The organism is Varibaculum cambriense (assembly GCF_032557235.1).
In the GTDB taxonomy this organism is placed as follows: domain Bacteria; phylum Actinomycetota; class Actinomycetes; order Actinomycetales; family Actinomycetaceae; genus Varibaculum; species Varibaculum cambriense_C.
In genome coordinates, this window is record NZ_JAWGMB010000010.1 from 44,426 (window position 1) to 69,564 (window position 25,139).

At 53.8% G+C, this 25,139-nt stretch carries 20 protein-coding genes; 7 read left to right on the forward strand and 13 right to left on the reverse strand.

Annotated features, from left to right (window positions below; genetic code table 11):
* Positions 1 to 100: 100 nt before the first annotated feature.
* Positions 101 to 1,978 (reverse strand): DEAD/DEAH box helicase, encoded by a 1,878-nt coding sequence (locus E6072_RS07885; protein ID WP_316694933.1) that lies wholly within the window; start codon positions 1,976 to 1,978, stop codon positions 101 to 103.
* A gap of 165 nt (positions 1,979 to 2,143) precedes the next feature.
* On the opposite strand from E6072_RS07885, the gene aspS reads away from it, so the two are divergent.
* Positions 2,144 to 3,928, forward strand: a complete 1,785-nt coding sequence (gene aspS, locus E6072_RS07890) for an aspartate--tRNA ligase (RefSeq protein WP_316694961.1) — start codon at positions 2,144 to 2,146, stop codon at positions 3,926 to 3,928.
* A 90-nt stretch (positions 3,929 to 4,018) separates the two neighbouring features.
* Here the strand turns inward: aspS and E6072_RS07895 are convergent, their stop codons facing one another.
* The 3 genes from E6072_RS07895 to proC form a co-directional block, all read right to left on the reverse strand.
* Positions 4,019 to 4,987, reverse strand: coding sequence for a bile acid:sodium symporter family protein (locus tag E6072_RS07895; protein WP_316694935.1), 969 nt, complete (start codon positions 4,985 to 4,987; stop codon positions 4,019 to 4,021).
* A 106-nt stretch (positions 4,988 to 5,093) separates the two neighbouring features.
* A complete protein-coding gene (locus E6072_RS07900) occupies positions 5,094 to 5,420 on the reverse strand; it encodes a YciI family protein (RefSeq protein ID WP_316694938.1) in 327 nt (108 codons plus the stop codon).
* A 94-nt stretch (positions 5,421 to 5,514) separates the two neighbouring features.
* The gene (gene proC / locus E6072_RS07905; RefSeq protein WP_316694939.1) at positions 5,515 to 6,330 is read right to left on the reverse strand and encodes a pyrroline-5-carboxylate reductase; all 816 of its coding nucleotides are present in this window, start codon (positions 6,328 to 6,330) and stop codon (positions 5,515 to 5,517) included.
* Positions 6,331 to 6,613: 283 nt separating this feature from the next.
* Here proC and ileS point away from each other — a divergent pair, with 283 nt between their 5' ends.
* Complete coding sequence (gene ileS, locus E6072_RS07910; RefSeq protein ID WP_316694940.1) at positions 6,614 to 9,880, forward strand: isoleucine--tRNA ligase; 3,267 nt, start codon at positions 6,614 to 6,616, stop codon at positions 9,878 to 9,880.
* A gap of 94 nt (positions 9,881 to 9,974) precedes the next feature.
* On the opposite strand, the gene E6072_RS07915 is transcribed toward ileS, so the two are convergent.
* The 3 genes from E6072_RS07915 to E6072_RS07925 are packed head-to-tail and all read right to left on the reverse strand — an operon-like array spanning position 9,975 to position 13,383.
* Positions 9,975 to 10,754, reverse strand: a complete 780-nt coding sequence (locus tag E6072_RS07915; protein WP_316694942.1) for a DeoR/GlpR family DNA-binding transcription regulator — start codon at positions 10,752 to 10,754, stop codon at positions 9,975 to 9,977.
* Positions 10,747 to 11,793, reverse strand: a complete 1,047-nt coding sequence (locus tag E6072_RS07920) for an NAD(P)H-dependent glycerol-3-phosphate dehydrogenase (protein ID WP_316694944.1) — start codon at positions 11,791 to 11,793, stop codon at positions 10,747 to 10,749. The genes E6072_RS07915 and E6072_RS07920 overlap by 8 nt, the downstream gene beginning before the upstream one ends.
* A 15-nt stretch (positions 11,794 to 11,808) precedes the next feature.
* Positions 11,809 to 13,383: an FGGY-family carbohydrate kinase gene (locus E6072_RS07925; RefSeq protein ID WP_316694946.1), complete on the reverse strand. Its 1,575-nt coding sequence runs from the start codon at positions 13,381 to 13,383 to the stop codon at positions 11,809 to 11,811.
* Between the two features lie 231 nt (positions 13,384 to 13,614).
* On the opposite strand from E6072_RS07925, the gene E6072_RS07930 reads away from it, so the two are divergent.
* Together E6072_RS07930 and E6072_RS07935 are read left to right on the forward strand one after the other, a co-directional pair.
* On the forward strand, positions 13,615 to 15,309 hold the full coding sequence (locus tag E6072_RS07930) for a folylpolyglutamate synthase/dihydrofolate synthase family protein (RefSeq protein ID WP_316694948.1): 1,695 nt from the start codon (positions 13,615 to 13,617) through the stop codon (positions 15,307 to 15,309).
* A 56-nt stretch (positions 15,310 to 15,365) separates the two neighbouring features.
* Positions 15,366 to 16,391 (forward strand): RNase H family protein, encoded by a 1,026-nt coding sequence (locus E6072_RS07935; RefSeq protein WP_316694949.1) that lies wholly within the window; start codon positions 15,366 to 15,368, stop codon positions 16,389 to 16,391.
* 196 nt (positions 16,392 to 16,587) lie between these two features.
* Here E6072_RS07935 and sucB read toward each other — a convergent pair whose 3' ends face one another.
* Together sucB and lpdA are read right to left on the reverse strand one after the other, a co-directional pair.
* Positions 16,588 to 18,567, reverse strand: coding sequence for a 2-oxoglutarate dehydrogenase, E2 component, dihydrolipoamide succinyltransferase (gene sucB / locus E6072_RS07940; RefSeq protein ID WP_316694950.1), 1,980 nt, complete (start codon positions 18,565 to 18,567; stop codon positions 16,588 to 16,590).
* 24 nt (positions 18,568 to 18,591) lie between these two features.
* A complete protein-coding gene (lpdA, locus tag E6072_RS07945) occupies positions 18,592 to 19,959 on the reverse strand; it encodes a dihydrolipoyl dehydrogenase (RefSeq protein ID WP_316086224.1) in 1,368 nt (455 codons plus the stop codon).
* A gap of 284 nt (positions 19,960 to 20,243) precedes the next feature.
* Here lpdA and E6072_RS07950 point away from each other — a divergent pair, with 284 nt between their 5' ends.
* Positions 20,244 to 20,684, forward strand: coding sequence for a hypothetical protein (locus E6072_RS07950; RefSeq protein ID WP_316086223.1), 441 nt, complete (start codon positions 20,244 to 20,246; stop codon positions 20,682 to 20,684).
* Here E6072_RS07950 and E6072_RS07955 read toward each other — a convergent pair.
* A complete protein-coding gene (locus E6072_RS07955; RefSeq protein ID WP_316086222.1) occupies positions 20,681 to 21,142 on the reverse strand; it encodes a tRNA (cytidine(34)-2'-O)-methyltransferase in 462 nt (153 codons plus the stop codon). The genes E6072_RS07950 and E6072_RS07955 overlap by 4 nt on opposite strands.
* Positions 21,143 to 21,270: 128 nt before the next feature.
* On the opposite strand from E6072_RS07955, the gene E6072_RS07960 reads away from it, so the two are divergent.
* A complete protein-coding gene (locus E6072_RS07960; protein WP_316694951.1) occupies positions 21,271 to 21,804 on the forward strand; it encodes a YbhB/YbcL family Raf kinase inhibitor-like protein in 534 nt (177 codons plus the stop codon).
* Between the two features lie 83 nt (positions 21,805 to 21,887).
* On the opposite strand, the gene E6072_RS07965 is transcribed toward E6072_RS07960, so the two are convergent.
* From E6072_RS07965 to E6072_RS07975, 3 genes are all read right to left on the reverse strand, one after another.
* Entirely contained in the window at positions 21,888 to 22,070 is a 183-nt protein-coding gene (locus E6072_RS07965) for a hypothetical protein (protein ID WP_316694953.1), read from the reverse strand.
* Between the two features lie 74 nt (positions 22,071 to 22,144).
* Entirely contained in the window at positions 22,145 to 22,387 is a 243-nt protein-coding gene (locus tag E6072_RS07970; protein WP_316086712.1) for a G5 domain-containing protein, read from the reverse strand.
* Positions 22,388 to 22,634: 247 nt separating this feature from the next.
* The gene (locus E6072_RS07975) at positions 22,635 to 24,188 is read right to left on the reverse strand and encodes a hypothetical protein (protein WP_316694956.1); all 1,554 of its coding nucleotides are present in this window, start codon (positions 24,186 to 24,188) and stop codon (positions 22,635 to 22,637) included.
* Positions 24,189 to 24,762: 574 nt separating this feature from the next.
* Here E6072_RS07975 and E6072_RS07980 point away from each other — a divergent pair.
* Positions 24,763 to 25,139, forward strand: a 377-nt coding sequence (locus E6072_RS07980) for a hypothetical protein (RefSeq protein ID WP_316694957.1), incomplete at its 3' end; no start/stop codon positions are given.

A 25,139-nucleotide genomic window follows, 5' to 3' on the forward strand; every position in this document is an offset into this window, starting at 1 on the left:
CAGCCTTGTAGACCCGGCGAGCCGAAACCCACTGCGTCCCAAAGCGTACCTCACCTGCAGCGCGGCTTAACCGAGACTATGCTTTTAATACCGTCAGTATCTAGCCTCGGCGCTTCCGTTTAAAATCACGTTTTTTCCCGTGCTTTTTACCGCTATGTTTACCTGGACCTTCGTCCTCGCGCATCCGGAGGGTGCGCCCCGATACCCGGGCTTTGGCAATCTTACGGATAGTTTCGGGGGAAAGCGGGCGAGCCATCTCTACTAGCGAGAAACTCTGCAAAATATCGATATGCCCCACGTCACCACCTTTTAGACCACCTTCTCCGGTGATTGCTCCCACAATAGCTCCGGGTTTTACTCGATCCCGGCGTCCTACCTCCACTCGATAGCGCCGAGAAGAACTGGAGGAGAAGTGTCGGCGGGCGGCTCCCTTTCCTCCAGCACTCTTGCCTGCTTCTTTTTCACGGCCTTCTTCGAAACTGGCGGAGATGAAGCGCCCTAATTCGTCTACCTTCTCCTCCCGGCGAACCCGGAATTCCAGTTTGCGTTTCTTGGGTCCAAAATCCCCGCTTGCTAAGGCCAACAATGCGGCGGCTGCGTCCCCAATATCCATTCCTTTAGCCACTACCAGATCTTGGATAGCGTCATAGTAGACTTCCATTTCGCCTTTTTCGAGGCGCCGGTCAATCTGTTCGGTCATCCGATTCGCTCGTGCCTGCGCTACTTGGTCGGGAGAAGGAATAAATACTTCGGTCATTTCTTCACCGGTAAGTTTTTCAATTATGCGTTTTCGAGGGCGCTCCCGCGGAGTAAAGAAGGTTAGGGAAGTTCCTTCGCGTCCAGCTCTTCCGGTGCGGCCAATGCGATGCACATAGGCTTCGGGTTCGCGTGGTACGTCATAGTTAACTACTAATCCGATGCGTTCGACATCCAGGCCGCGAGCAGCTACATCGGTGGCCACCAATACATCTAAGGTGCCTTCTCTCAGGCGCGATACAATCCGTTCGCGCTCTGCTTGGGCTACATCTCCGCTGATAGCCGCCGCCAAGAATCCGGCGTTTTGAAGCTCTGCTCCCACCTGTTCGGCGTCGATCCGGGTGCGCACAAACACAATGGAAGCCTCGGCATCACTGAGGGCTAGTACGCGGCATAGAGCCTCGGATTTGAATTTGAAAGGCACTACCGCATAGGTCTGATTTACCGTTTCAACTGTCGATGACTGCGGCGCGATCGAAATCTCTACGGGATCGGACAGGTGACGCTCCGCGATTCGTTTGATTGCGGGAGGCATAGTGGCAGAAAAGAGGGCGCGAATGGCATCCCGGTTAGCGCCACTAGCAATTTGGTCCACGTCCTCGGAAAATCCCATGCGCAGCATCTCATCTGCTTCATCCAGGACGAAGAATTTGAGCGCCGATAAATCTAGTTCCCCGCGTTCCATTAAATCTATAATCCGTCCGGGAGTGCCGACCACGATTTGTGCCCCGTCACGCAAAGCCGCAATCTGCGGGCCATAGGAGGCGCCCCCATAAACCGGCACTATTTTTAGTTTTAATCCGCGCGCAAAGTCGGTGAGCGCGTTAGCGGACTGGGCAGCTAACTCGCGGGTAGGAGCCAGAATTAAGGCCTGTACCTGCGGAGTTTTATTGCAGGCGGTCAAAATCGGCAGTCCAAAGGCCGCGGTTTTCCCGGTTCCAGTTTGCGCAATCCCGACTACGTCCCGCCCGGACATCAAGGGTGGGATACCTTGCCGCTGGATCGGGGTGGGCTCGGTAAATCCCATATCGTTTAAAGAATCTAAAATAATTTTCGGTAACCCCAGGTCAGAAAAGAAAGTGGTTTCCTCCGGGGCTTCCTGTTCTTTAGCGGCGTCTGCTTCGTAGGTATCGAAGCTGCCCTCTAGGTCTAGTTCCCCGGTTTCAAAGTCGGGATTAGTTTCAAAAGAGGGCGCACTCGCCCCCGCGGCTATTTCGCTCATTTTTATGCCTGTCTGCTTAAATGTTATTCGCTTTAACGTTACCGGAGGTAGCAGGCAAGTGAAGAAATCCCAGCCAGTGAAACGCGACACCAACCCCGGCGGGAAATCCCTCCCACTCGCGCGGGAGGCTAAACTATTAACAGTTAGATGAGGAAAGGAATAGCATTGCTCAGAACGCATGACGCGGGAAGTCTAAACCGCGACCTGGTGGGACAAACAGTAGAACTTGCGGGATGGCTCGATCGCCGCCGCGATCACGGAGGCGTTTGCTTCATTGATTTACGAGACGCTTCCGGCGTGGCGCAGGTAGTTATCCATGACGAAAAAATCGCTCATGAGCTGCGCAGCGAATATGTTCTGCGGATCAAAGGCGAGGTACATCCCCGCCCGGAGGGCAACGAGAATCCGGAACTGCCTACCGGCGAAATTGAGGTTTACGCCGATGAAGTTGAGGTATTGAACCCGGCAGCGGCTCTACCTTTCCAGGTTTCGGTACATGCGGAGGATTCTGGCAAAGTTGGTGAGGACGCCCGCCTGAAATACCGTTACCTGGATTTGCGGCGCCCCGAAATGCAAAAGCGTTTGCGCCTGCGCTCTCAGGTTTCTAAAGTCACTCGCGATACTTTAGATTCTCTAGGTTTCGTGGAGATTGAAACCCCGACTTTGACCCGGTCTACTCCCGAGGGAGCGCGGGACTTCTTGGTTCCAGCTCGCCTGGCCCCGGGCTCTTGGTATGCTCTGCCGCAGTCTCCCCAGCTATTTAAACAGCTACTGATGGTGGCGGGAATGGAACGTTACTATCAGATTGCCCGCTGTTACCGCGACGAAGACTTCCGTGCTGATCGCCAGCCAGAGTTTACTCAGCTGGACGTGGAAATGAGTTTCGTTAAGCAAGAGGACGTTATTGAAGTAGCTGAACAGGTACTCACTAACATCTTCAAACTGATTGATGTCAATATCGAAACCCCGATTCCCCATATGACTTACGCCGATGCGATGGCGCGGTTCGGCACTGACAAACCAGATTTACGTTTCGGTCTGGAACTAACTGACCTGACTGAATACTTCAAAGACACCCCCTTTAGGGTGTTTGCCAATGCCGACTACGTGGGCGCAGTAGTGATGCCAGGTGGCGCCTCCCAGCCGCGGCGGACTTTCGATAAATGGCAAGATTGGGCGCGTTCGCGCGGCGGTAAAGGACTGGCCTACGTAAAGGTAGAAGATGACGGAACTCTGTCTGGGCCGGTAGCCAAGAATCTAACCGACACTGAGCGGGAAGGCCTAGCTGCGGCGACCGGTGCTAAACCGGGGGATTGCATTTTCTTTGGCGCCGGCAAGATCGATGAAGCCCGCGCCCTCCTGGGGGCAGCCCGCCTGGAAATCGGCGCCCGCTGCAACCTGCTAGACCCGAATGAATGGAAATTCGTGTGGGTGGTTGACGCTCCGCTATTTAAGCCTTCCGCGGCCGCGAAAGCGGAAGGGGATGTGGCGCTGGGAGGTTCTGCCTGGACCGCGGTACACCACGCCTTTACTTCTCCTAAACCAGAATGGCTTGACCGCTTCGAGGAAGATCCGGGTAATGCCCTGGCCTACGCCTACGATATTGTGCTTAACGGTAACGAAATCGGAGGCGGCTCGATCCGTATCCACCGCCGTGATGTACAGGAACGTATTTTCCAGGTGATGGGATTGTCGCCGGAGGCAGCTCAAGAAAAGTTTGGGTTCTTACTGAATGCCTTCAAATATGGGGCTCCTCCCCACGGCGGAATCGCTTTTGGTTGGGATCGGATCGTCGCTTTGATGACCCACGCGGATTCGATTCGCGACGTGATTGCTTTCCCCAAGTCCGGGGGTGGCTACGATCCGCTAACCGATGCTCCGGCACCAATTACGCCCGAGCAGCGTAAAGAGAGCGGGGTTGACTTCGTACCAGAGGACGAAGAAGACTAACTTCGATAAAAACTTGGAAGCCGCCCCCTACCTGGTTTCGATCTGGTAGGGGGCGGCTTGGTTTATGTACTACCCGCCTTGCAGCTTAGATTAGGCGGGTTTAGCAGCCAGACGGCGCGCCAAAACTGCACACACCAGTAACTGAAATTGGTGAAATACAATCACCGGGATAGTCACCGCCGCTACGGTAGCGGGCGGGAAAATAATGGCTGCCATGGGCAGGCCAGTAGCCAGGGATTTTTTGGATCCGCACATCAGTAGCACAATCCGGTCGCGACGTTCTAAGGATAGCCAGCGTCCCAGATTCCAGGTGAGGGTGAGCATAATTGCCAGAACTACCAGGCATTGCGCCAGCAGTAATCCTACTTGGGGGGCCGAGATTTTTTGCCAAAGGCCGCCGGCAGTGGCTCCGCAAACTGAAGAGGCTACGATCGCCAAAATGGTACCGTTATCGGTGGCTTTGGTAAGCGCGCGATGCTCATTTAACCACTTTCCGATATAGCGGTGCACTAGCTGCCCTAAAACAAAAGGTAGTAACAGTTGCAACAGTACGTTTACTACCCGTGCGGCCTCGATGCCGCTGGATCTACCCATCACCACGAACACTAGGGCGGGGGTGAGAATAATGCCGGCGATATTAGAGATGGTGGCAGAGCAAACGGCTCCCGCGATGTTTCCGCCCGCAATAGAAGTAAAAGTCACCGAAGACTGTACCGTGGAGGGGAGCAATGTTAGATAGAGGGTTCCCAGGGCGAAAACCGGTCCCAGTAGCTTCAGATCTAGCGGGTGCATTACCACCCCCAGTAACGGGAAAAGCACGAAGGTAGACAGAGCAACTGCGCCTTGCAAGCGCCAATTCTTTAACCCTTCCCAGATTTCTTTAGTAGAAAGCCGCGCCCCGTATAGAAAAAACAGCAACACGATCAAGGCGTTTCCCAAATAGCTCAGGGCGCTAACCATCACCGCAGGTACGGGAATCAGAATCCCCAACACCAAAATCGCCAGGATGGAAAGGATAAAGGGATCTAGGAATCGGCTTAACCGTTGCTTTGCGCTCACACAACCAAGATACCGGGGGAGAGCGCAGGTATTCTAACCTAGCTCAAAGGTTGGGGGCTCGCCTGATAGCCAGAGAACGTAAAGGACGGTCGGTGTTAAGTGGGGATTAGCGATCGGCGAACGTGCCTACCACCGGAAACCAGTCCCGCACCGCGATGTTTTTTACCATCCCTGACTGCACATAGGGGTCGTCGTCTAAGATCTGCTTAGCTTCTTCGGCGTCGCGAGCTAGCATAATGGTCAGCGAGCCCTGATCATTCAAGCTGGTGGTTCTGCCGGTAGAAAGTACCATACCCAGGCTGTTTAGTCGGTGCATAAAGGCACGATGTTCGGCGCGAATCTCGTTTTTAAGTCCCACCAGCTTGGGATCATAGTCATAGAGGACTATGTAAAGACTCATTCCCTGATTGTCTTCGTGTCCTGGAGTGGTCATCGTTACCTCCCTATAGCGCCGTGGTATCCGAAAGTAGCCTTTAAATACCAACTGCTTCTACTTTACCGCAGGTTTTACCTTAAGGGGTGGATTGTTAGGACGCGGATAGTTCTTGATCGCGGGCTACCGCCGCATTTACCGCGGCACGGGCAGCTGCCGAAAAACCGGCATCCTCCATAGCTAATAGGCCGGCTACGGTAGTGCCCGCCGGGGAGCACACCTGATCCACTAACGCCTGGGGATTTAAACCTTGGGGCAGATTTTCGAGGACGTTTTGTGCTGAACCAGCTACTGCCTGCGCCACTATCCGGGTAGCTTCCTCTTTCTTAAAGCCGTGGGCAACCCCGGCCTGTGCGAGGGCATCAATGAAACGGTAGATCCAGGCAGGCGAACACCCGGCAAGTGCGGCAAAAGCGGCGAAATGATCCTCCGGTACCAGCGCGGTTTTACCGATGGCATCAAACATGGCGCGCACTTGTGCTAAGGCTTCGTCGCTAACGTACTGGTTGGCAGCAATCCCGGACATAGACTGGTTGATTTGCGCATTCACATTCGGCATTACCCGCACCAGAGGGGTTTGTGCCGGTAGATGCGCTTCGATGGCGGCTAGCGGTTTCCCGGCAGCCACCGAGATCACTACCGGTTTAGCGGCGAGGGCGTCGCCCAGTTCATCCAGTAAAGGTGCAATCATATAGGGTTTTACTCCGAGAAGTAGGTATTTTGCCTGCCTAGCTACGGTGGCGGCGTCCGGGGCTATGGGGAGGGAAAACTCGTCCTCGAGAGAACGCATGCGTTCGCGGGTACGGTTGAACGCTAAAATATCTGCTGCCTGCATCTTTCCGGAGGATAGTAGGCCGCGCACAATCGCGCCCCCCATAGCGCCAACCCCGATAACCCCTAACTTCGCCATGCGTCCTCCTAAAAAAGTGATTTTAAATAACTGTTCTTATCCTAGCGCGGACAAAATTTAAAGAAATACCTAAACGGGTTATGCTGTGGGAAGTGGCGTTGATCCGGCAATCACCGAGGAGCCTCTGGAAGAACCCTCGATAGCAGGTAATAGAACCAGACGGGTAAGCCCGTAATAGCAGTTAATGAGGCCCATATTTTGGGTGAAGCGGGGTGGTACCGCGGGGCTGGAAAGCCTTCGTCCCGGCACTGGCAATAACAGCTCGAAATAGGTGAGGTTTAACGTGGGCTACTATCCGCGGCATAAAGATGGCGATGTTTCCGCCAATCCGTCTTTCCCCCAGCTAGAGGAAGAGACTTTGAAATATTGGAAGCAGAACGACACTTTCCGCAAGTCAATTGCCCAAAGAGAGGCCGGAGACGCGGGAGCTAACGAGTTTGTGTTTTATGACGGCCCGCCTTTTGCTAACGGCTTGCCCCACTATGGGCATTTGCTGACCGGATACGTAAAAGATGTGGTGGGACGCTTCCAGACCATGCAAGGCCACCGGGTGGAGCGGCGTTTTGGCTGGGACACTCACGGTCTGCCGGCAGAGTTAGAAGCAGAACGTATCCTGGAGATTGAAGACAAATCTGAGATCGAAGGCCCGGACGGTACCGGGATTGAAAAGTTTAACCAGACCTGTCGGGAATCAGTGCTGCGCTACACCAAAGAGTGGGAAGAATACGTTACCCGCCAGGCACGCTGGGTAGATTTCGATAACGACTACAAGACCCTAGACGTTAACTATATGGAGTCCGTGATCTGGGCGTTTAAACAGCTATACGATAAGGGCTTGGCCTACGAGGGTTTTAGGGTATTGCCCTATTGCTGGAATGACCAGACTCCGCTGTCTAACCATGAATTGAAAATGGATGACGATATCTATCAGGATCGTCAAGACAATACCGTGACTGTGGGACTGCGCCTGGAAACTGGGGAACTGGCGCTGGTTTGGACCACTACCCCTTGGACGCTGCCCTCTAACTTGGCAATCGCGGTCGGCCCAGAGATTACTTACGTAACCGTGCAGGTAGACCCGGATCTAGAATCACCAGTTGCCGGGGAAAAAGTTATTATCGCGCGTGATCTTTTGTCTGCTTATGCCAAGGAGCTGGGCGAAGATCCGCAAATCGTGGCAGAGTACCCCGGTTCTAAGCTGGTGGGACGCTCCTATGAACCGATTTTTGATTACTTTAAGGGGCAACTGGGTGAGGGCGAAACCCCTGGGGCTAAGGCCTATCATGTGCTGGCGGCGGACTTTGTAACCACCACTGACGGTACCGGGCTGGTACATCAGGCTCCCTACGGCGAGGACGATATGATCCTGCTAACCGCCAACGGGATTAACGCCGTGACCCCGGTAGATGATGCCGGGCTATTCACCGCGGAGGTTCCCGACTATCAAGGGATGCAGATTTTTGACGCCAATAAACAGATTATTCGCGACTTCCGGCTGGGTAACGAGGACGACCAAGGCCCCTTGGCGCGTACCCCGAAAGAAAAACGGGCAGTGCTGGTGCGCCAGCAGTCCTTTGTCCACTCTTATCCGCACTGTTGGCGTTGCCGCAAACCCCTAATCTATAAACCCGTTTCCTCTTGGTTCGTAAAAGTCACTGACTTCCGCGACCGGATGGTGGAACTAAACCAGCAGATCGACTGGGTACCTGACCATATTAAGGATGGGCAGTTCGGTAAATGGCTTGAGGGCGCTCGCGACTGGTCGATTTCGCGTAACCGTTTCTGGGGCAGCCCCATTCCGGTATGGAAATCTGATAATCCGGCTTATCCGCGCGTAGATGTTTACGGTTCACTGGAGGAACTAGAAAAAGATTTCGGGGTAGAAGTTAAAGATCTGCACCGACCATTTATTGATACTTTGGTGCGGCCTAACCCGGATGATCCCACCGGTAAATCCATGATGCGGCGGATTCCGGACGTGTTGGACTGCTGGTTCGATTCCGGTTCAATGCCCTATGCGCAGGTGCATTACCCCTTCGAGAATCAGCAATGGTTCGAGGATCACTATCCCGGTGATTTCATTGTGGAATATATCGGGCAGACCCGCGGCTGGTTCTACCTGCTGCACGTGCTCGCCACGGCGCTGTTCGATCGTCCGGCTTTCACTTCCTGTGTTTCCCACGGGATTGTGCTCGGCGATGATGGCCGTAAAATGTCGAAGTCGCTACGTAACTATCCGGATGTTAATGAGGTATTCGACACCTACGGCTCGGATGCAATGCGTTGGTTTCTAATGTCCTCCCCGGTGGTGCGGGGAGGGAACCTGGTGGTAAAGAGCGAGGGGATCCGCGACACGGTGCGCCACGTGATTTTGCCGCTATGGAATATCTATTATTTCTTCGCCCTCTACGCTGGTTCTTGTAATAAAGGTGCCGGTTATCAGGCGAAAGCCTTGGATCTAGCGGATCCCCAGACCCGGGAGCAGCTGGGAGTAATGGATCGGTATCTGTTGGCACGTACCCGCAACTTGGCGTTAAACGTCAAGGAACTATTGGATAGTTACGATATTCCGGGAGCTTGCGAGGCAGTTAGCGAGTATCTGGATTTGATGACTAACTGGTATGTGCGTACCTCTCGTGATCGCTTCTGGAACGAGGAGGCCGCAGCTTACGACACGCTGTACACCTGTCTAGAGGTTTTGATGCGAGTGATGGCACCGCTAGCTCCGCTAGTGAGTGAAGAAATCTGGCGGGGACTGACCGGGGGAGAATCGGTACATCTGTGCGACTACCCGGTAATCCCGGATACGGTGGATGACCCGGCTTTGGTGTCGGCTATGGATATGGTGCGCGAAGTGGTTTCGGCGGCGCATTCGCTGCGTAAAACCCATGGTTTGCGGGTGCGGCAACCGTTGCAGTCCCTAACGGTTGTGGATGATGGTAGCCAAAAACTGGCGGACTTTTCCGATCTGATCGCCGGGGAAGTAAACGTGAAACAGGTGGTGTTGCAGGTTTCTAGGGAATCGGGTTTGCAGCTGCAGCGGCAATTGAAACTGAATCCCAAAGCTTTCGCTCCCGAGATTCGCAAAGCCACTTCCCAATTGTTTAAGGCGCAAAAGACTGGCGAGTGGCACGAAGAGGGCGAAACGGTAATATTCCCCGAAGTGCTCATTGCCGGTAAGCCGGTTACCTTGAGTGGAGACCAGTTCTCGCTGTCTACTACGGTAGAGGTAGAAGCAGGCCAGGTGGCCACGGTGCTAGGCGATGGGGCAGTGGTGGTACTCGATACTGAAATCACCCCCGAGCTGGAAGCGGAAGGCTATGCCCGCGACTTGGTGCGCTCTATTCAAGATGAGCGTAAATCTCAGGATCTACATGTTTCTGACCGTATCGAGTTAATACTGGAAGTTCCCGCGGATAAAGTCCAAAGCGTTGAGGCTCATGCGCCGATGATCGCCCATGAGGTCTTGGCCACGGAGCTTAAGGTTCAGGCCGGCGCGGATGATGCGGTGAAGATTAACATCACCGAGGTACATCCGGTAAAGGCATAAATGGATATGAACCTTAAATAAAGGGTTGTTACAGTAATCGGTTTCCGCCGGCAACTACAGGTTGCCGGCGGAAACCAATTGCAGAGCATGCGGATTAACCGGCGACTAACACCTCTAATCCGCTGTCTTTGAGTTCGGTGTGAGCCCAATCCGGGGTATCGCTATCGATAATTGCAGTGTCGAAGTCGCTGAGGGGACCTACTTTAAATAGGGCGGAACGGCGGAACTTTGAAGCATCTGCGACCAGGATTTTCCGCCGCGAAGCGGCCAGGAGGGCGCGTTTAAATTTGGTTACCTGTTGATCGGGGTGGAAACAATAGCCATGATTAATCGCGGTGGCTGACATGATGCAGATATCGATGTTTAACTGGCTCACAGCGAGCTCAGTTAAATCCCCGAAATACGAATCTGCCCAAGCCTCATAGGTTCCTCCCAGCAAGATTAGACGTATCCCCTTTTGCTCCCGTACCCGTTGCGCCAAGAACTCGGCGTTAGTAATTACGGTAAGCGGAGCTAGGGACTCCAAATTTTCTATTAGCGGAAGATTGGTTGAGGAATCATCTAGCGCCACGGACATGCCACTGCGTAAAAACTGCCTGGATAGCCGGGAAATCTCGTTCTTTGTAGCGGCGTTGGTTGCGATTCTTAGACGTGCAGAGGCCTCTATAAGTGAAGATTCGGCGGCAGTTATTTCTTTGCGGTTTAGCTGTACTAAATCGCTTTTTTCTAGCTCCGCAATATCGCGGTAGACCGTCATTTCTGACACGCCTAGCTTTGCTGCCAGCTCTTCTACCCGCACCGAACCGCCTCGCGCCACCTGTTGTAAGATCAGCTGCTGACGCGAGGCGGGAGTGGACTTAGTGCTCTCAGGCACGAGGCAGCACGGCTTTCGCTACTACGTCCTTAACCGATAGATCCTCAGATTCTAGAATCTGGTTCACTGCTGCCAACAGTGGCAACTGATCTTTAATATCGGCGGCGTGTTGCTCCACAAACTTGGCGGCCAACGCGGCTGCCGGAACTCCTTCGACGGTTTGCTCCAGGCGATCCATTTCCGCGAGCGCCTCTTTCGGGTTCTCGCCTCTCCCGAGCCGTACTCCGTAGACTTTGTTACGCCCCGACAGGCCGGTAACTTCCAGGTCACCTACCCCGGGCAAACCGAAAGCGGTTTCCATCTTGGCGCCTTGAGACTGCCCCAGCAGGGACATTTCTTTGACCGCCTGGGTGAAAGTAGCGGCTTTCAGGTTGTGGTGGGGGATGCCGGTAGCTTCTTCTAGACCGTCAGCTATCCCGAGGGCGATTGCATACACGTTCTTCATCGGGGCGCAAATCTCGACTCCGACTTCATCATCACTGTATTCGATAGCGTAGTTTTCGGTGCATGCTTCGGTGGCATATTTCTTGGATACCGCCAGATCCTTACAACCAAAAATGGTGGCTGTGGGCTTGCGGCCGGCGCATTCATTGGCCTTAACTGGTCCGGCAATCGCTACGATCGGGGGGAGCTTTTCGTAGCCATTTTCTTTTCCAATCCGGCGAATAGCGGTAGGTAGCTGCTCGATAATCCCATTTTTATCGGGGCAGAATCCTTTAGAAGTAAGCCAGATGGCATCGGCCTTGGCCATTCCTGCCAGCGCCATCTCGCAAATCTTGGGTACCCCGACAGAGGCCACCGACATGACAACCACGTTAGCGCCCTCTAAAGCTGCTGCTAGCTGGTCGCTACGATAGGTTTTGACTCCTTTAGCCAAGGGTTCCTTGGTGCGTGGATGAGGCTTTCCGGCCTCAACCGCATCCAGTAGATGGTCATCTAGCCAAGTACCCCACAGACGCACCTCCCAGCCCGCATCCGCAACTGGTGTACACAGGGCAGAGCCCATAGCGCCCGCACCTAGAACAGTAATAACACTCATTGTTTCTCTTTTCTCTTATAGCTCGGCCGCTGGGGACTCGGGCTTTGTGGATGGATACTTGCGCGATAAATCATGCAAATCTTCAAAAATATCTTGTAGGCGGGGGTAGAGTTTTCGCTGCACGCTGGCTACCTCCTGGTAACGCTGGTGTAGCTGCATATTCGGTTCAATGGTTTCCCCATAGTGCGCCATCTTCTTCGCGGCGGTGGCGACATCATTGCTGCCGTAAACCCCGGTGGAGGCCATAGCTAGTACCGCAGCCCCCAGGGCTGAAATTTCATCTTCGAGGCAAACGGTGATCGGCAATCCGGTGCAATCTGACATGATCTGGCGCCATAGTTTCGAGCGGGTACCCCCGCCCATGGCGCGCAATCCTTCAAGTTTGACGCCGGTACCCTTTTCGATCGAATCCAGGTTCAAACGCATTTCAAAGCCGATCGACTCCAAAATCGAACGATACATATGGGCACGCGAGTGGGTGCCGCGCCAGCCAACTACTGCTCCGCGGGCTACTGAATCCCAGTAGGGGCTTTGTACTGCGTTCCAATAAGGCAAGGTAATCAAGCCTTCACAGCCGGGCGGAATCTGGGAGGCGGCATCGTCGAGGGCAGGATCTGGCTCGCCTAATAGTTTGGGATCGCCAAGCGCTTCCCTGAACCAACCGGCCAGGTAGGATCCAGAAGACTGGAGTACTTCGAACACATAGTTTCCGGGGATTCCAGACACGTGGGTGCGGAATACGGGGTCATAGCGATATTCAGGGGATTCCACGCCGGCGTTTACCGCGGTGCCCAGGTTGAGGAACGCCACTTCGGGGCTGGTAGCGGCCGCCCCGATCCCGGCGGCTTGACCATCGCCCAGGCCGGCGATAATCGGGACTTCTTTAATGCCCCATTCGGCTGCTAGATCCGGCAGCAGGGTTCCCATAGGTTTGGAGGGTTCTACCAGATCGGCCATCTGGTCCCGGGTGACCCCGGCAATCTCCAAAAGTTCAGGGGCATAGTCGCGTTTTTGGACATCGAATAGGCCCAGGGAATCGGTGGCGGCTTGCGAGGATACCCATTTACCGATGAGGCGGAAGGCAATATAGCCGTGGACTTCCACCACTTTGTGGGCTTTTTTGAAAACTTCGGGTTCGTTTTCTTTAACCCAAGCCATCTTGTAGATGCCGGGAGTAACCCCGGCCGGTTTTCCGGATAGTTGATGAATGTGTTCATTTCCGTATTTGCGGATCTGATCGGTGGCGCGCCCATCTAGCCACAAAATCCCGTTTCTTAAGGGACGGCCATCTTTGTCGAAGGGGGCGAAAGATTCGCGCTGGTGGGTGATTCCGATGGCAGCAACCCGTTCGCGGTCTTTAGCGCTAATCTTGGAGAGCACTTCGCCGATTACGGCGTAAACACTTTCCCACCAGCGTAAAGGATTGTGTTCATAGTGATCCATAGCGGGGGTGTGTAGCTGGATATTGCGTTTGGCGGTATGCCATACGGTTCCGGAGGCATCTACCAAAATAGCTTTTGAGGAGGTGGTAGAGGAGTCGATTGCTACTACCAGGGGGCCTTCGGATAGGCGGCGGTCTTCTTTCGTCATGTTTTTGCATTCTCCTTTGAATGTGGAAGCTGACAGTTCCAGGGTAACTAACTAACTACGATAACACAACAGATATACTGTTTTATTTAACATTCATCCTGTTAAAATCCTGGCGCTAGGGGTTTTGGCTGTTTACGGGAGGCGGAAAACCGACAGTTTTAGGGAGGACGGGGTAAAAGTTGGGAGGGCGAGCGATCCCTCAGTAGGATATGAGCTGAAAAGGGGGAGCAAGTGCATAGTCAAGACGGTCAAGAACGCCAGGTTAACCCGTACGAAGAGATTGCGAAAAACGCTCAGGGAAGACGCGGAGGGATCGATCCCGATCTATTGCCTTATCTTGCGGAAGCCGATCGGCAAGAACGTATCGATTTGCCGATCAGCGATAACTCCGCAGATCAGCAAGACAGTGAGCGCCTACGGGAAGTATTGCAGGCGGGTGGGATAGTTTTGCCCGAGCAGATCGGAGACCCTGAAGCCGCAGAAGCCGAAGAAAACGCAGAAAATGGCCGCGACAGTTCCACACCTGCAACGGCAGCGGATTCGCCGACTTCGGATGAATCCTTGCAAGCGGATTTCGAAGTGGCTCAGCTCTATGCCCGCATCGTTTCTAGGCGCCCTGAACATAATATTTCGCCAACTAAAGCCCGGATCGAGCGCGCCCTCGACTATCTTTCGGATCCGCAGCTGTCCTATCCCAGTTTGCATATTGCCGGTACTAACGGGAAAACCTCTACTGCGCGGATCGCTGACAGTCTCTTAAGTGCCCAGGGCCTGCGGGTAGGGCGTTTTACCTCTCCACACCTGGTGAGCGTGCGGGAGAGAATCTCGATTGACGGGGAACCGATCAGCCCCCAGGCATTCTTGCAAGCCAACCAGGACGTGGAACCGATTATCGCCCTCGCCGACAAAGAGGGCGAAAGTGCCGGGCAAGGCCGTCTTTCTTTCTTTGAGTATCTAACCGCTCTAGCTTTTCAAGCTTTTGCTGCCGCCCCTATCGATGTGGGAGTAATCGAAGTGGGGATGGGTGGACGCTGGGATTCCACCAATGTGCTCGACAGTGCGGTGCAGGTTATCTGTCCGATTTCTTTTGATCATGAAAAATGGTTAGGGGATACGCTTGCGCAGATCGCCCAGGAAAAGGCAGGGATTATCCGACCAGGTGCCACCGTTATTTGCGCCCCGCAAGCCGACGAAGCACTCCAGGTAATTCGGCAGGCGTGCCAGAAAAAAAATGCCACCTTGCGCCTATATGGCGAGGACTTCCAAGTTAGGGAGCAGAAAATGGCGGTTGGGGGACAGGTATTCACCCTGACCACCCCGGCAGCCACCTATCAAGATCTCTACCTGCCGCTCTTTGGTAGTCATCAGGCGGTAAACGCTGCCCTGGCAATAACGGCAGTCGAAGCGCTGGGGGCAGGTAAAGCACTTTCCGAGGAAGTGTTGGCAGCCGGCCTCGATGCGGCACGCTCCCCCGGGCGACTGGAGGTATTGGGAGGCTCTCCTACGGTTATCGTAGATGCCGCGCATAATCCGGCAGGGGCAGCGGCACTTAGATCTGGGATTGAGGACGCGTTCGGATTCCAAAAAGTAGTGGGCGTTTTCTCGGCTATGGGAGATAAAAATGTGGAAGGTATCCTCGCGGAAATGGAGCCGTTGCTAGATGCCGTGGTGACTTTGCCGATGGAGGGCGAACGCGCCATGGAACCGGTGGAACTGGCGAAAATCGCGGGAGAAGTCTTTGGCGCCGAACAAACTTTTGCGGCTCCTAACCTGCTAGACGCGGTAGATCAAGCAGTCTCGCTAACCGAAGAAGGAAATCTCCCGGCGGACGCGGTCGGTATCGTAATCTTTGGTTCTGTAGTTTTGGCGGGGCAAGCCCGCCAATTGCTCTCCGCCCGGATAAAACCGGAAAATACTTCCCATTAAGCCCAGAACTATGCAAGTAGCAAGCAATCTCTAAGTAAATGTGAAAAGATATCAAGGTGACTTTAACCGTAGCAGTCGACGCCTATATGCTTGCAGAAGCTAACCTAGTGGGTTGGGCATGGGTGATTGACCAAGACAATTGGGCGTGCGGATACGAGGAGGATTCCGCATCGATAACACAAGCCCAATTTCGAGCGGTTTTTTCTTTTGTACGTCGCTGTAACCAGGTTAATGAACCGCTGGTTATTTTCACTTCTTCCGAATATGTAGCGGCAGTGCTGCAAACTTGGCGGCATAAATGGCGCAGTAACGACTGGCAGAAACTCGATGGAATGCCGGTCACTGATCTTTCTATTATTCGTAATATTGATCGTTTGCTGGAAGGGAAATCTTTGCAAGTTGCCTGTGCAGGCTCTAAAGAACAAGCACTGCTGACTCAGGCACATATTTACGCGCGCGAAGTGGCTTATGCCCACCGTGACGGAAAAGAAGTAAACCTAGGTCCGGGGAGTAGCCCAGACCTGCTTAGCGGTAATTACCAGCAGAACCTAGAGAGTTTAGTGGTTAGTGAATGGCCAATGCCGAAGGCCAAGAAAAGTATTCCCGATAACGTAACCAAGCTTCCCCGCACCAATCAGAGCCCGCAGCCGGCAACTTCCTGGCGGGAAGGCCCTAACTCGGGGCCGGTCGGCGTTGGGGGATTAGGATCTCCCGCGCGGGGAGCCGCCGCCAATTTACGGGCTATCACCCAGGTAGTAAGAGACGAGGATCTGCGTTTTCAAAAGTATTGTGCCAGTGCGGATCGGGTAAGAATTAGGGAATTGATGCATCCGGATTTTATGTCGATCGGGGAACTGGGGGTTCCCATTTCCCGAACCGAGGCCGCGGCTCTCTTGGCAGAGGCTCCGCCTTCGCCCTCGGAAGTAGAGGTACGCGAGCTAGGTCCTCACACCGCACAGGTTATCTATTTTGATTCCGATTCGGTGCAGTCCTGGATTTGGATTCGTTACCAAAACAATCAGGCACGCATGATTTTTCAGCAGATTACGAAGCGTCCCCCCGATGTTTTTGGAATGTCATGACGCTTACTGATGGGGGGGGATTCTTCCGTCTTTTATGGGGGTTAGAATAACCTCCCCAATAATCATGCCGGTTATGGTTTTTACAGGATAATGCCCATTTTTACTGAAAATGACGGTATAAAAATGTTCTTTGGCTCCGGTTTCCCGGAGCCAAAGAACATTATCAGGAGTATTAACTTTTAGCTAGTTAGAGATCCTAGAGCCCAACCTCGGCAGAGAAATCTCCCTCTTCTAGGCGCTTCTTCACCGTGGTCAGGTAACGAGCGGCATCCGCTCCGTCGATTAGACGATGGTCATAAGATAGCGCCAGATATACCAGGGAACGCACTGCAATAGTGTCGTTTCCTTCAGAATCTTTCACTACCATTGGCCGACGTACAATCGTGCCGAGTCCCAAAATCGCTTCCTCCGGGTAGTTAACTACCGGAGTATCGAAGAGGGCGCCGCGCGAACCAGTATTGGTAATCGAGAAGGTGCCGCCAGACATTTCATCAATACTGATAGAACCGTCGCGAACCTTCGCGGCCAACTCGTTGATCTTGCGGGCAATAGCCGCAATCGTCAGATCACCACAGTTCTTGATAACCGGCACCATCAGACCCTTCTCAGAGTCCACCGCAATTCCGACGTTCTCGTGATCAAAGTAGGTGACCTCGTTGGTTTCGTCATTTACCCGCGAGTTGATCTTCGGATGCGCCTTCAGGGCTTCCACTGCCGCTTTCACAAAGAAGGGTAAGAAGGACAACTTGGTGCCTTCTCGCTGCGCGAAAGAGTCTTTGACGCGCGCCCGCAGATTCGCGATCCGGGTAACGTCCACCTCGACTACCGTCGTCAGCTGCGCGGTAGAGGCCAGCGAATTCATCATGTGCTTGGCGATAGTCTGACGCATCCGGGATAACTTCTCGGTCTTGCCCCGTTCTTGCGCTGGCTCGATCGGAGGTAGCGGAGCTGCGGGTGTTTCCGGAGCTGACGCCGGTGCCGCTTGCGGTTTCTGCGCAGCTGCCAGCACGTCCTCGCGTCGGATCCGTCCGCCTACGCCACTGCCTTTAAGGGTGGAAATATCTACCCCTTTTTCGCGCGCTAGCTTGCGTACGATCGGAGTTACGTAACCGCCACTTACCTGCGCAGCTGCCTGCAGTTTTTCGTCCGGCTGTGAGGAGGCAGGAGGAGTCGGAGCGGCGGGAGCCTTAGGAGCCGGCGGTGCTGCCGGTGGTTTCGGCGCGGCTGGGGCTTGCGCAGCTTTAGGCGCCGGGGGAGTCGCAGGAGCCGCAGGAGCCGCAGGAGCGGCCGGAGCAGCCGGAGCGGCGGGAAGATTATCGGAGGGTGGTACAACCTGTCCTTGGGCAGTCATCGTACCGGGATAACCCGTATGTACCTGCGGGTATGCCCACTGTACTACGTGATGGTCGCCTTCACGTTTGATTGAAGACGGAATACCCGCGCCCGGTAGTTCTTCCGGATTCTCCGGCAGGGAGGGAGCCGGGGGAACCGCCGGCACCTGAGGGGCAGCAGGACTCGCAGGGGTGGGAGAGGCAGCAGGGTCAGCGGGTGTGCTGCTTTGAGCCGGAGCCGCGGCGCTATCGCCTACGCGGCAAAGCACGGTGCCTACGTCTACGGTTTCATCCTCTTGTACCAAAATCTCAGTGACTACTCCCGCGATCGGGGAAGGCACTTCAGAATCAACTTTGTCAGTGGACACTTCCAGTAGCGGTTCATCTACTGCTACCTGGTCACCGACTTTTTTCAGCCAGCGAGAAACGGTGCCTTCGGTTACCGATTCGCCTAGAGCCGGCATTTCCACGGCTTGTCCGCCACCTGCCGGAGCAGAGCCACCTGCCGGGCTTTCCGGCATTGGGGGAGTCGCCGGGATAGAGGGCGCAGGAGTGTCTGGTGCCTCAGGAGCTGCTGGGCTTGCAGGGGCATCCGAGGGGGCTTCGCTTGCTTCACCTACCCGGCAAACTACCGTGCCTACATCTACGGTTTCATCCTCTTCCACCAAAATTTCGGTGATTACTCCCGAGGTGGGAGAGGGAACTTCAGAGTCAACCTTGTCGGTGGAAACCTCCAGTAGTGGTTCATCTACTGCTACCTGGTCGCCAACCTTCTTTAACCAGCGGGAAACCGTACCTTCGGTTACCGATTCGCCCAGAGCGGGCATCTCAATATCTTGTGCCATGTTATTAATCTACCTTTCTGGACCTTAGGAATGTAAGGGTTTGCCGGCAAGAGCCATACCGGCTTCACCAATTGCTTCGTCTTGGGTGGGGTGGGTGTGTACTAAGGCCGCCAAATCTTCTGGGAAGGCCTCCCAGTTGACCATTAATTGGCCTTCCCCAACCAGTTCGCCTACCCGTTTGCCAAGGGCGTGGAAGCCTACGATCGGGCCGTCTTTTTGCGCTACCAGTTTAATGATCCCGCCAGTGCCTAGAATCTGGGATTTGCCGTTACCTGCCAGATTATATTCGGTGACTTTCACCTGGTCTTTGCCGAACTTTTCTTCCGCTTGCGTCTGGGTTAAACCAACCGAAGCGATCTCGGGCTCGCAGAAAGTAACCCGGGGAATATTGGGCTCTACCAAGGGCTGCGGATCGAGACCTCCTAAGTATTCGGCCAGGAAAATGCCTTGCGCGAAACCGCGATGCGCCAGTTGTAGACCGGGAACAATATCACCTACGGCATACACCCCGGGAACGTTAGTCATCAAGTGCTCATCTACCGGGATGAAACCGCGATCAATATTTACCCCGATTTGTTCAAATCCCATGTCTTGGGTGCGCGGTCCGCGCCCTACTGCTACCAGCAGTACGTCAGCATCAAAAGTATCGCCGGACTGGGTCTTAACCTGTACCGAGTTACCAGTTTGGGTAACTGAATCGAACATGGTGCCGGTCTTGAAAGCAATACCGCGGCTGCGGAAGGCCCGCTCTAGCCCCTTAGAAATGGAGGCGTCCTCGTTATTAGCGAGATGAGGTAGTCCTTCAATCACGGTTACCTCGGTGCCCAAGGAAGCCCACAGGCTCGCGAACTCGATTCCGATAACTCCGCCGCCGAGCACCACTGCCTTGTTGGGAACCCAATCAAGTTGCAGCGCCTGATCGGAAGTGATCACGCGTCCCTCAATTTCCAGACCCGGAAGGGACTTGGAATAAGAGCCGGTAGCGAGTACCAGGTTTTTCCCTTGGTAAGTCTGATCGCCAACCTGAACGGTATTGGCGCTGACCACCCGACCCCATCCTTGGATGTAGTCGATCTTGCGGGATTTAACTAGCCCCTGTAGTCCCTTGTGGAGGCGGGAAATAGTCTTGTCGCGGAAGCGGCCAACTTCGTGCATGTCAACGCCCTCAAAACTGGCCTTAACGCCCAGGCGAGAGGCTTCTTTGATGGCATCCACGGTTTCTGCCACATGCAACATTGCCTTGGTAGGGATGCAGCCCCGGTGGAGGCAGGTGCCACCCACTTTGTCTCCCTCGATGAGGGCAACTTTCATTCCCAGTTGGGAAGCGCGCAAGGCGGTAGCGTATCCACCGCTGCCTGCGCCCAAGACTACAATGTCATAGGTGCTCGTCATTGTGATGTTCTCCTTGATAAAAGCACGGCTATGTCTGACCGCGACCGGGCAAGGCAAGAACTGTAAGTATTGGTTCCTGCTTGCCGGCACACTTCCAGACACCTGCAGTCATTGTTTCATTTTTGACCGGTAAACGCACTCTGAATTACCCTCTTTCTCAAGACGGCGAAAAAATGTGAAGGAGAATACATTATTATTTATTGAGCTTGGGGTGAGAGTGGGGGTACCTGCAACTAGTGCGGGTAGAATTTAAAGGCACCTACCGCAAAAATTCGGAGAAGATATTGTCAGCATCTGAGTCTGCGCAACAGTCCCATAAGGATCCGCGCACCGCTTCTAGGGGAGCTGGGCGCATATTTATGGCGGGCTTAGTGGTGTTTGCGGTGGTTGCGCTGTTCCATGAGTTTTCCACCCTGCCGGCCTCTGGGTCTGCCGGCTATGGGTTGGCCATGTTGTCGCTGGCGAATGTGGCGCATTGGATTGTTTTGTCGATAGCGGTGATTCATAACGGCCGGCGGATGCGCTTGCTTGCCTGGACGCTCACTGGGATAGAAGCTTTGTTGCTGGTGCTATTTGGTTTTGCCTTTTCGTCTGCGCATTTAGACAGCGCGCAGCTGCTGTATAACTGGGGGCAGGCCTACTATTATTTGCCCACGATTTTAACGGCACTAACTTTGATCTGGCTGATAGTTTCGTCCCCGCTGCGCCCCGGGAACGGTAATTAAACTAGATTCGGGTAAGAGTTCTGCCTTAGGGCTTCATATAGGCCGATGGAAGCTGAAATCGTTAGGTTCAATGAACGCAAGTGTGGCACCATCGGGATTCGCACCAAGTCAGCTATCCGAGGATGTGCCATGACTTCCTCGGGGAGTCCGGTAGGTTCGGGGCCAAATAGTAGACCGTCCTCACTTCCGTAGGACGCGTCTTGAAAGTGCAGTTTTGCGTGACCGGTAAAAGCGTGGATTTTTCCGGGGATATCGGCGAGGGCGTCCTCTAGATTAGGGTGTACTTTCACGTGCGCCAGGTCGTGGTAGTCGAGTCCCGCGCGCTTGAGCTTCGTGTCATCCATATCGAAACAAAGTGGTTCTACCAGGTGTAATAGGGTGCCGGTGCAGGCGGATAAGCGGATAGCGGCTCCGGTGTTTCCCGGAATTCGAGGCTCGAAATAGATCAAATGCAACACGCCTCGATTCTAAGGCTTTTTAGTAATCGCTAAATAATTCCAGTGTGGTATAGGCTGGTTATTTTGCTGCCTAAGCGGGGCTATTCACGTAGCCTAGAGTCAAAAGCACTGAGCGTATTGGAGGAATCATGGATCTTAACTCTCGCCCGCTGGCTCTGGACCCTTACGAGGCGTTGCCGCAGCTTCCTACTTTTATTTTGACTTCTGCCGATATGACGACAGGGGGACAGATGCCGACCGCGCAGATTGCGGCGGGGGAGAACCTATCTCCGCAGCTTTCTTGGAGCGGTTTCCCTAAAGAAACCAAGTCTTTCCTGCTTACTTGCTTTGATCCTGATGCCCCTACGCCTTCGGGTTTTTGGCACTGGTTAATTACCGATATCCCGGCGGAAATGACGTCGCTGCCGACTGGCGCGGGCAGCAGTGACTTAGAGCTTGACGGACCGGCTTTCCATTTGCGTAACGATGGGGGCGGCTGGTCTTATATGGGGGCGGCACCACCGAAGGGTGATCGCCCACACCGCTATATTTTTGCCGTTCACGCCTTGGATACGGAAACTTTGGAACTGGATGAGGACGCGTCAGCGGCGGCTGCTAACTTCCAGGCGCTTTTCCACTCCTTGGCGCGCGCGACTTTAGAGGTTACTTACCAGGATAAATAGGGCGGAGGCACATTTTGTACCACCGGGGGAGTAGTCAACATCTCGTCAAACAGCAAGGGGGTGTGGTAATCGGTCTAGTGATTTTATAGCTGTTTTGCGGTCTTGTAATCTTTCAAATAACGCAGGGTAAGGAACAACAGCATCAGGGCGATAAATGCAAAGATGCCAGTTGTGAAAGCATACCAGGCATTGAAATCTTCGAATCCAGACAGGGAACAAGCCCATATCAACATGGCGCTTCCGCCCAGACAAGTTAATACCAACACCGCTATTAGGATGGCTGAAATCAGAAGTTTTTGGGGATCTTGCTGTCACGATACCACCAGCGGTGCTGGCCGAGTTAAATAAAGAAAGCAAGTGGCTCGTCAGAGGGTTTGTCGGGCGGATCTGTAGGATCTGTGGGATCGGTCGGGACCTCGCAGACACACTTCGTTCCTACGCGGACTTTACGATCCTGTGGATCCTTGATGACCTTTTCCGAGACTTCCGGATCGCCTACCGGCTCGCCATTTTCCAGCTGCCAGGTCTTGGTGATCTCCTTTTCTCCCAGTTCACCAGCTTGATCCTCAACCAATCTTGCCATCCTTTTGATTTTTCTGTTAGTGATAATCACAGAAAGTACCCGGCGGGCAGTCTTTGCGTGGCGGTAGCTAGAATACGCGCCAGACTTACTGGACGTTAGTAGCTAACCTCCAGCCCGGAACAGGCATCTGAGCTGATAACGCAGTTGTGGTGGTGCTAGTTAAGCTTCGGATGAGGAACGTAAAGTCGTATAAAAACATTTTGCCTCCCGGCTAATGCCGGGAGGCGAAATGCAGGTTGCTAGTTGGTTACTGGAACCTGCGTGCGGTTAGCGCACCGCCTACCAGGAGCAGTAGAGCGGAGATGCCGAGTAGGGAAGTGACCTCAGCACCAGTTGACGCCAGCTTCTTCATAGGCTGAGCCGGCTTATTATTAGGCTGAGCCGGCTTGCATGCTGGGGACATTGCAGTATTGTGACTGTCCCAAGTCCACTGAGTTACAGCGTTTTCAGCAAAGAAGTAACCGTCCAATGCGGAGGCCTTAACTTGTACCTTCGAGTTGTACGGGTAGATGTACTTGCCGCCCTGGTTAGCCTTCAGCTCAATGCCGTTGGCAGTAACGGTGTAGGAAACGCCCTCGGTCTTCTGAATCGTCACGTAAGGTTTGGTGGTGCAAGAAGCCGGATCATCAGCGGAAGGATTGATCAGCTTAGGAGCTACCGGAGTTGCCAACTGTTCAGCTGGAGCTATCGTGCACGGCTTAGGAGCAACATTGAACTCCCACTTGGTGTCGCCCTTAACTTCGATCTTGCCCTTGAAATCCTGCTTCAACAGGGCTGCTACCGAAACTTTGGTTCCCTCGGTAACGGTTTCGTAATCGAAGTACTTGGACTCGGGAAGCTGTACCGTGCCAGCAACTCCGCATTTATCGGAATCTGCAACGGTCGGAGCCTCGGGGGTAATCTTGCGGATAGCCGAGCTTACCTTTACAGTCCAGCCATCAATGTCATTACCTTCAACGCTCTCAATGCGGAAGAGCTTGGCCTCCTCAGGATCGTCAATCGAGGCGGTCAACTGGTACCACTTGTAACGACCCGTGTATCCAGAGAAGATGTCCAGGCTGTTACCAATTGAAGCGCGAGTAATTGGACTATCTTGACGGCCTACGTTATCGGCAGAGGGCCTACGAGAATCACCATCGGCGAAAACATACTTGTTCGCCGCCGGGTCGCCGCCCTTGGTGATAAGGGGCTTGTAAACTTTTTCGCCGTCTTCTGTAACTGCGTCTCCGGCCTTATGTTGCGATACCCCAATTGTGATTGTGGGTGCCTTGCCGGCGGGAACCTCACCTAGATAGGTTTCCCCATCCCACTCGCCTTTAACCAACTCAAACTTGAAATCGGTATTGGCCTGCTGGTACATAGCCAGTTGTTTCACGCCATTATTATATCCGGTTGAAAAGGAGAACTGGCTGTGTCCGTGCTGCCCGTGACGATACTCGTAGCAGTCCTGGACGCCGATCTTGTCAACATCCTTGTACTTGGGGTTCTTGAGGTTCACGTCGAGTGGAATCTGCTCATCTTTGCCAACGGTTAGTGTGAGCCTTGGCCACTCGTAGCCAAGCAGGTCACCGGTTGCTTTACCGGCTTTGAATTCGTAGACCGGACAGTATAGAAGGACGTTAACTTCGGTGCCTTCAAGCGCCGGGTCGTACCGTTTGACTTTGTCGCTCCAAGTAACATCGAAGGTCTTGACAGTGCTACCGTCGTCAACACTGTTTGCTGCTACAGCGGAAACAGCGCCCCCCAGTGTCAGTGCTGCCACGCCTGCGAAAGCAGCTGTGGTACGCAACCAATTTTTCATTATTCCTCCTGCTTGTAATGACATATCCATACCAAGTGTATCAAGGTAATTTCCCAGCCGGTACTTGTGTATTGCTAACCTCACAGGAACCGCTTATGGCGGTCTAACCGGGACAGTTGCGGGTGCCGCCTATGGATACCCGGTAGTAACCCGGGAACGCCCAGAACCTAACTCCCGAAATAACATTTCCTGGCCTGTGTGAAGCGTTTGACGCAGAATATGCGACACCTTTACTAGGTTTCGTCCAACCGGAGCTCAGCTCGTGCTTAGGTAGATTAAAGGCGGGATAGGGAGAAAGTCCTAAAACGGGGATTACAATAATTTAATCTACGGTTTAGGGCTTAAGCCCCCGGAGGCTCCTAAGTAGCGTTTTAGCTGGATATCTGAGTTTTTCGGGGGGGGGGTGCTTAAAATGCCGTATTTAGGGACTGACCGCCAATTAATTAATGATTGACACCCTTCTATTAGAGCCAGATAATAGATGTTAGTTTGTTGTTTTCTGGGAGCTAGCTGATGTTTTTCTGCTGATTCTCGGTATTAGCTTCGATATTACGTGAACGAGGTAAGCGTGGATATGGATAAACTTTTTGATCTGGCGAGTCGCTCAATAACTGGCGCTAAAACCTTTTCACGTTCTGCTTTAAGTCGGCGCACCGTGGCGTTGCTGTCTGTGTTGGGATTGGCTTTCTCCTCTTTACTGGCGGTTATACCCCTGTCGGCGCCTGCCGCGAATCACTCTACCCAGGTGGAAAATAAATCTTCAGCTGCTACTTCGCAGCTTGATTTTCGGGAGGCTGGTTCCGGTGCTGCTGGGCGGGCTGCGAGGCCGTTGCGTGCGGCTGCTAGTCCCAGTGATGATCGTTTCATTTTTAATGGGACGGAGCTTACTGGTCTGACTGATAAGGGTAAGGCCGCGCTGGATGCTAATAAGGAACTGACTGTCCCGGCGGA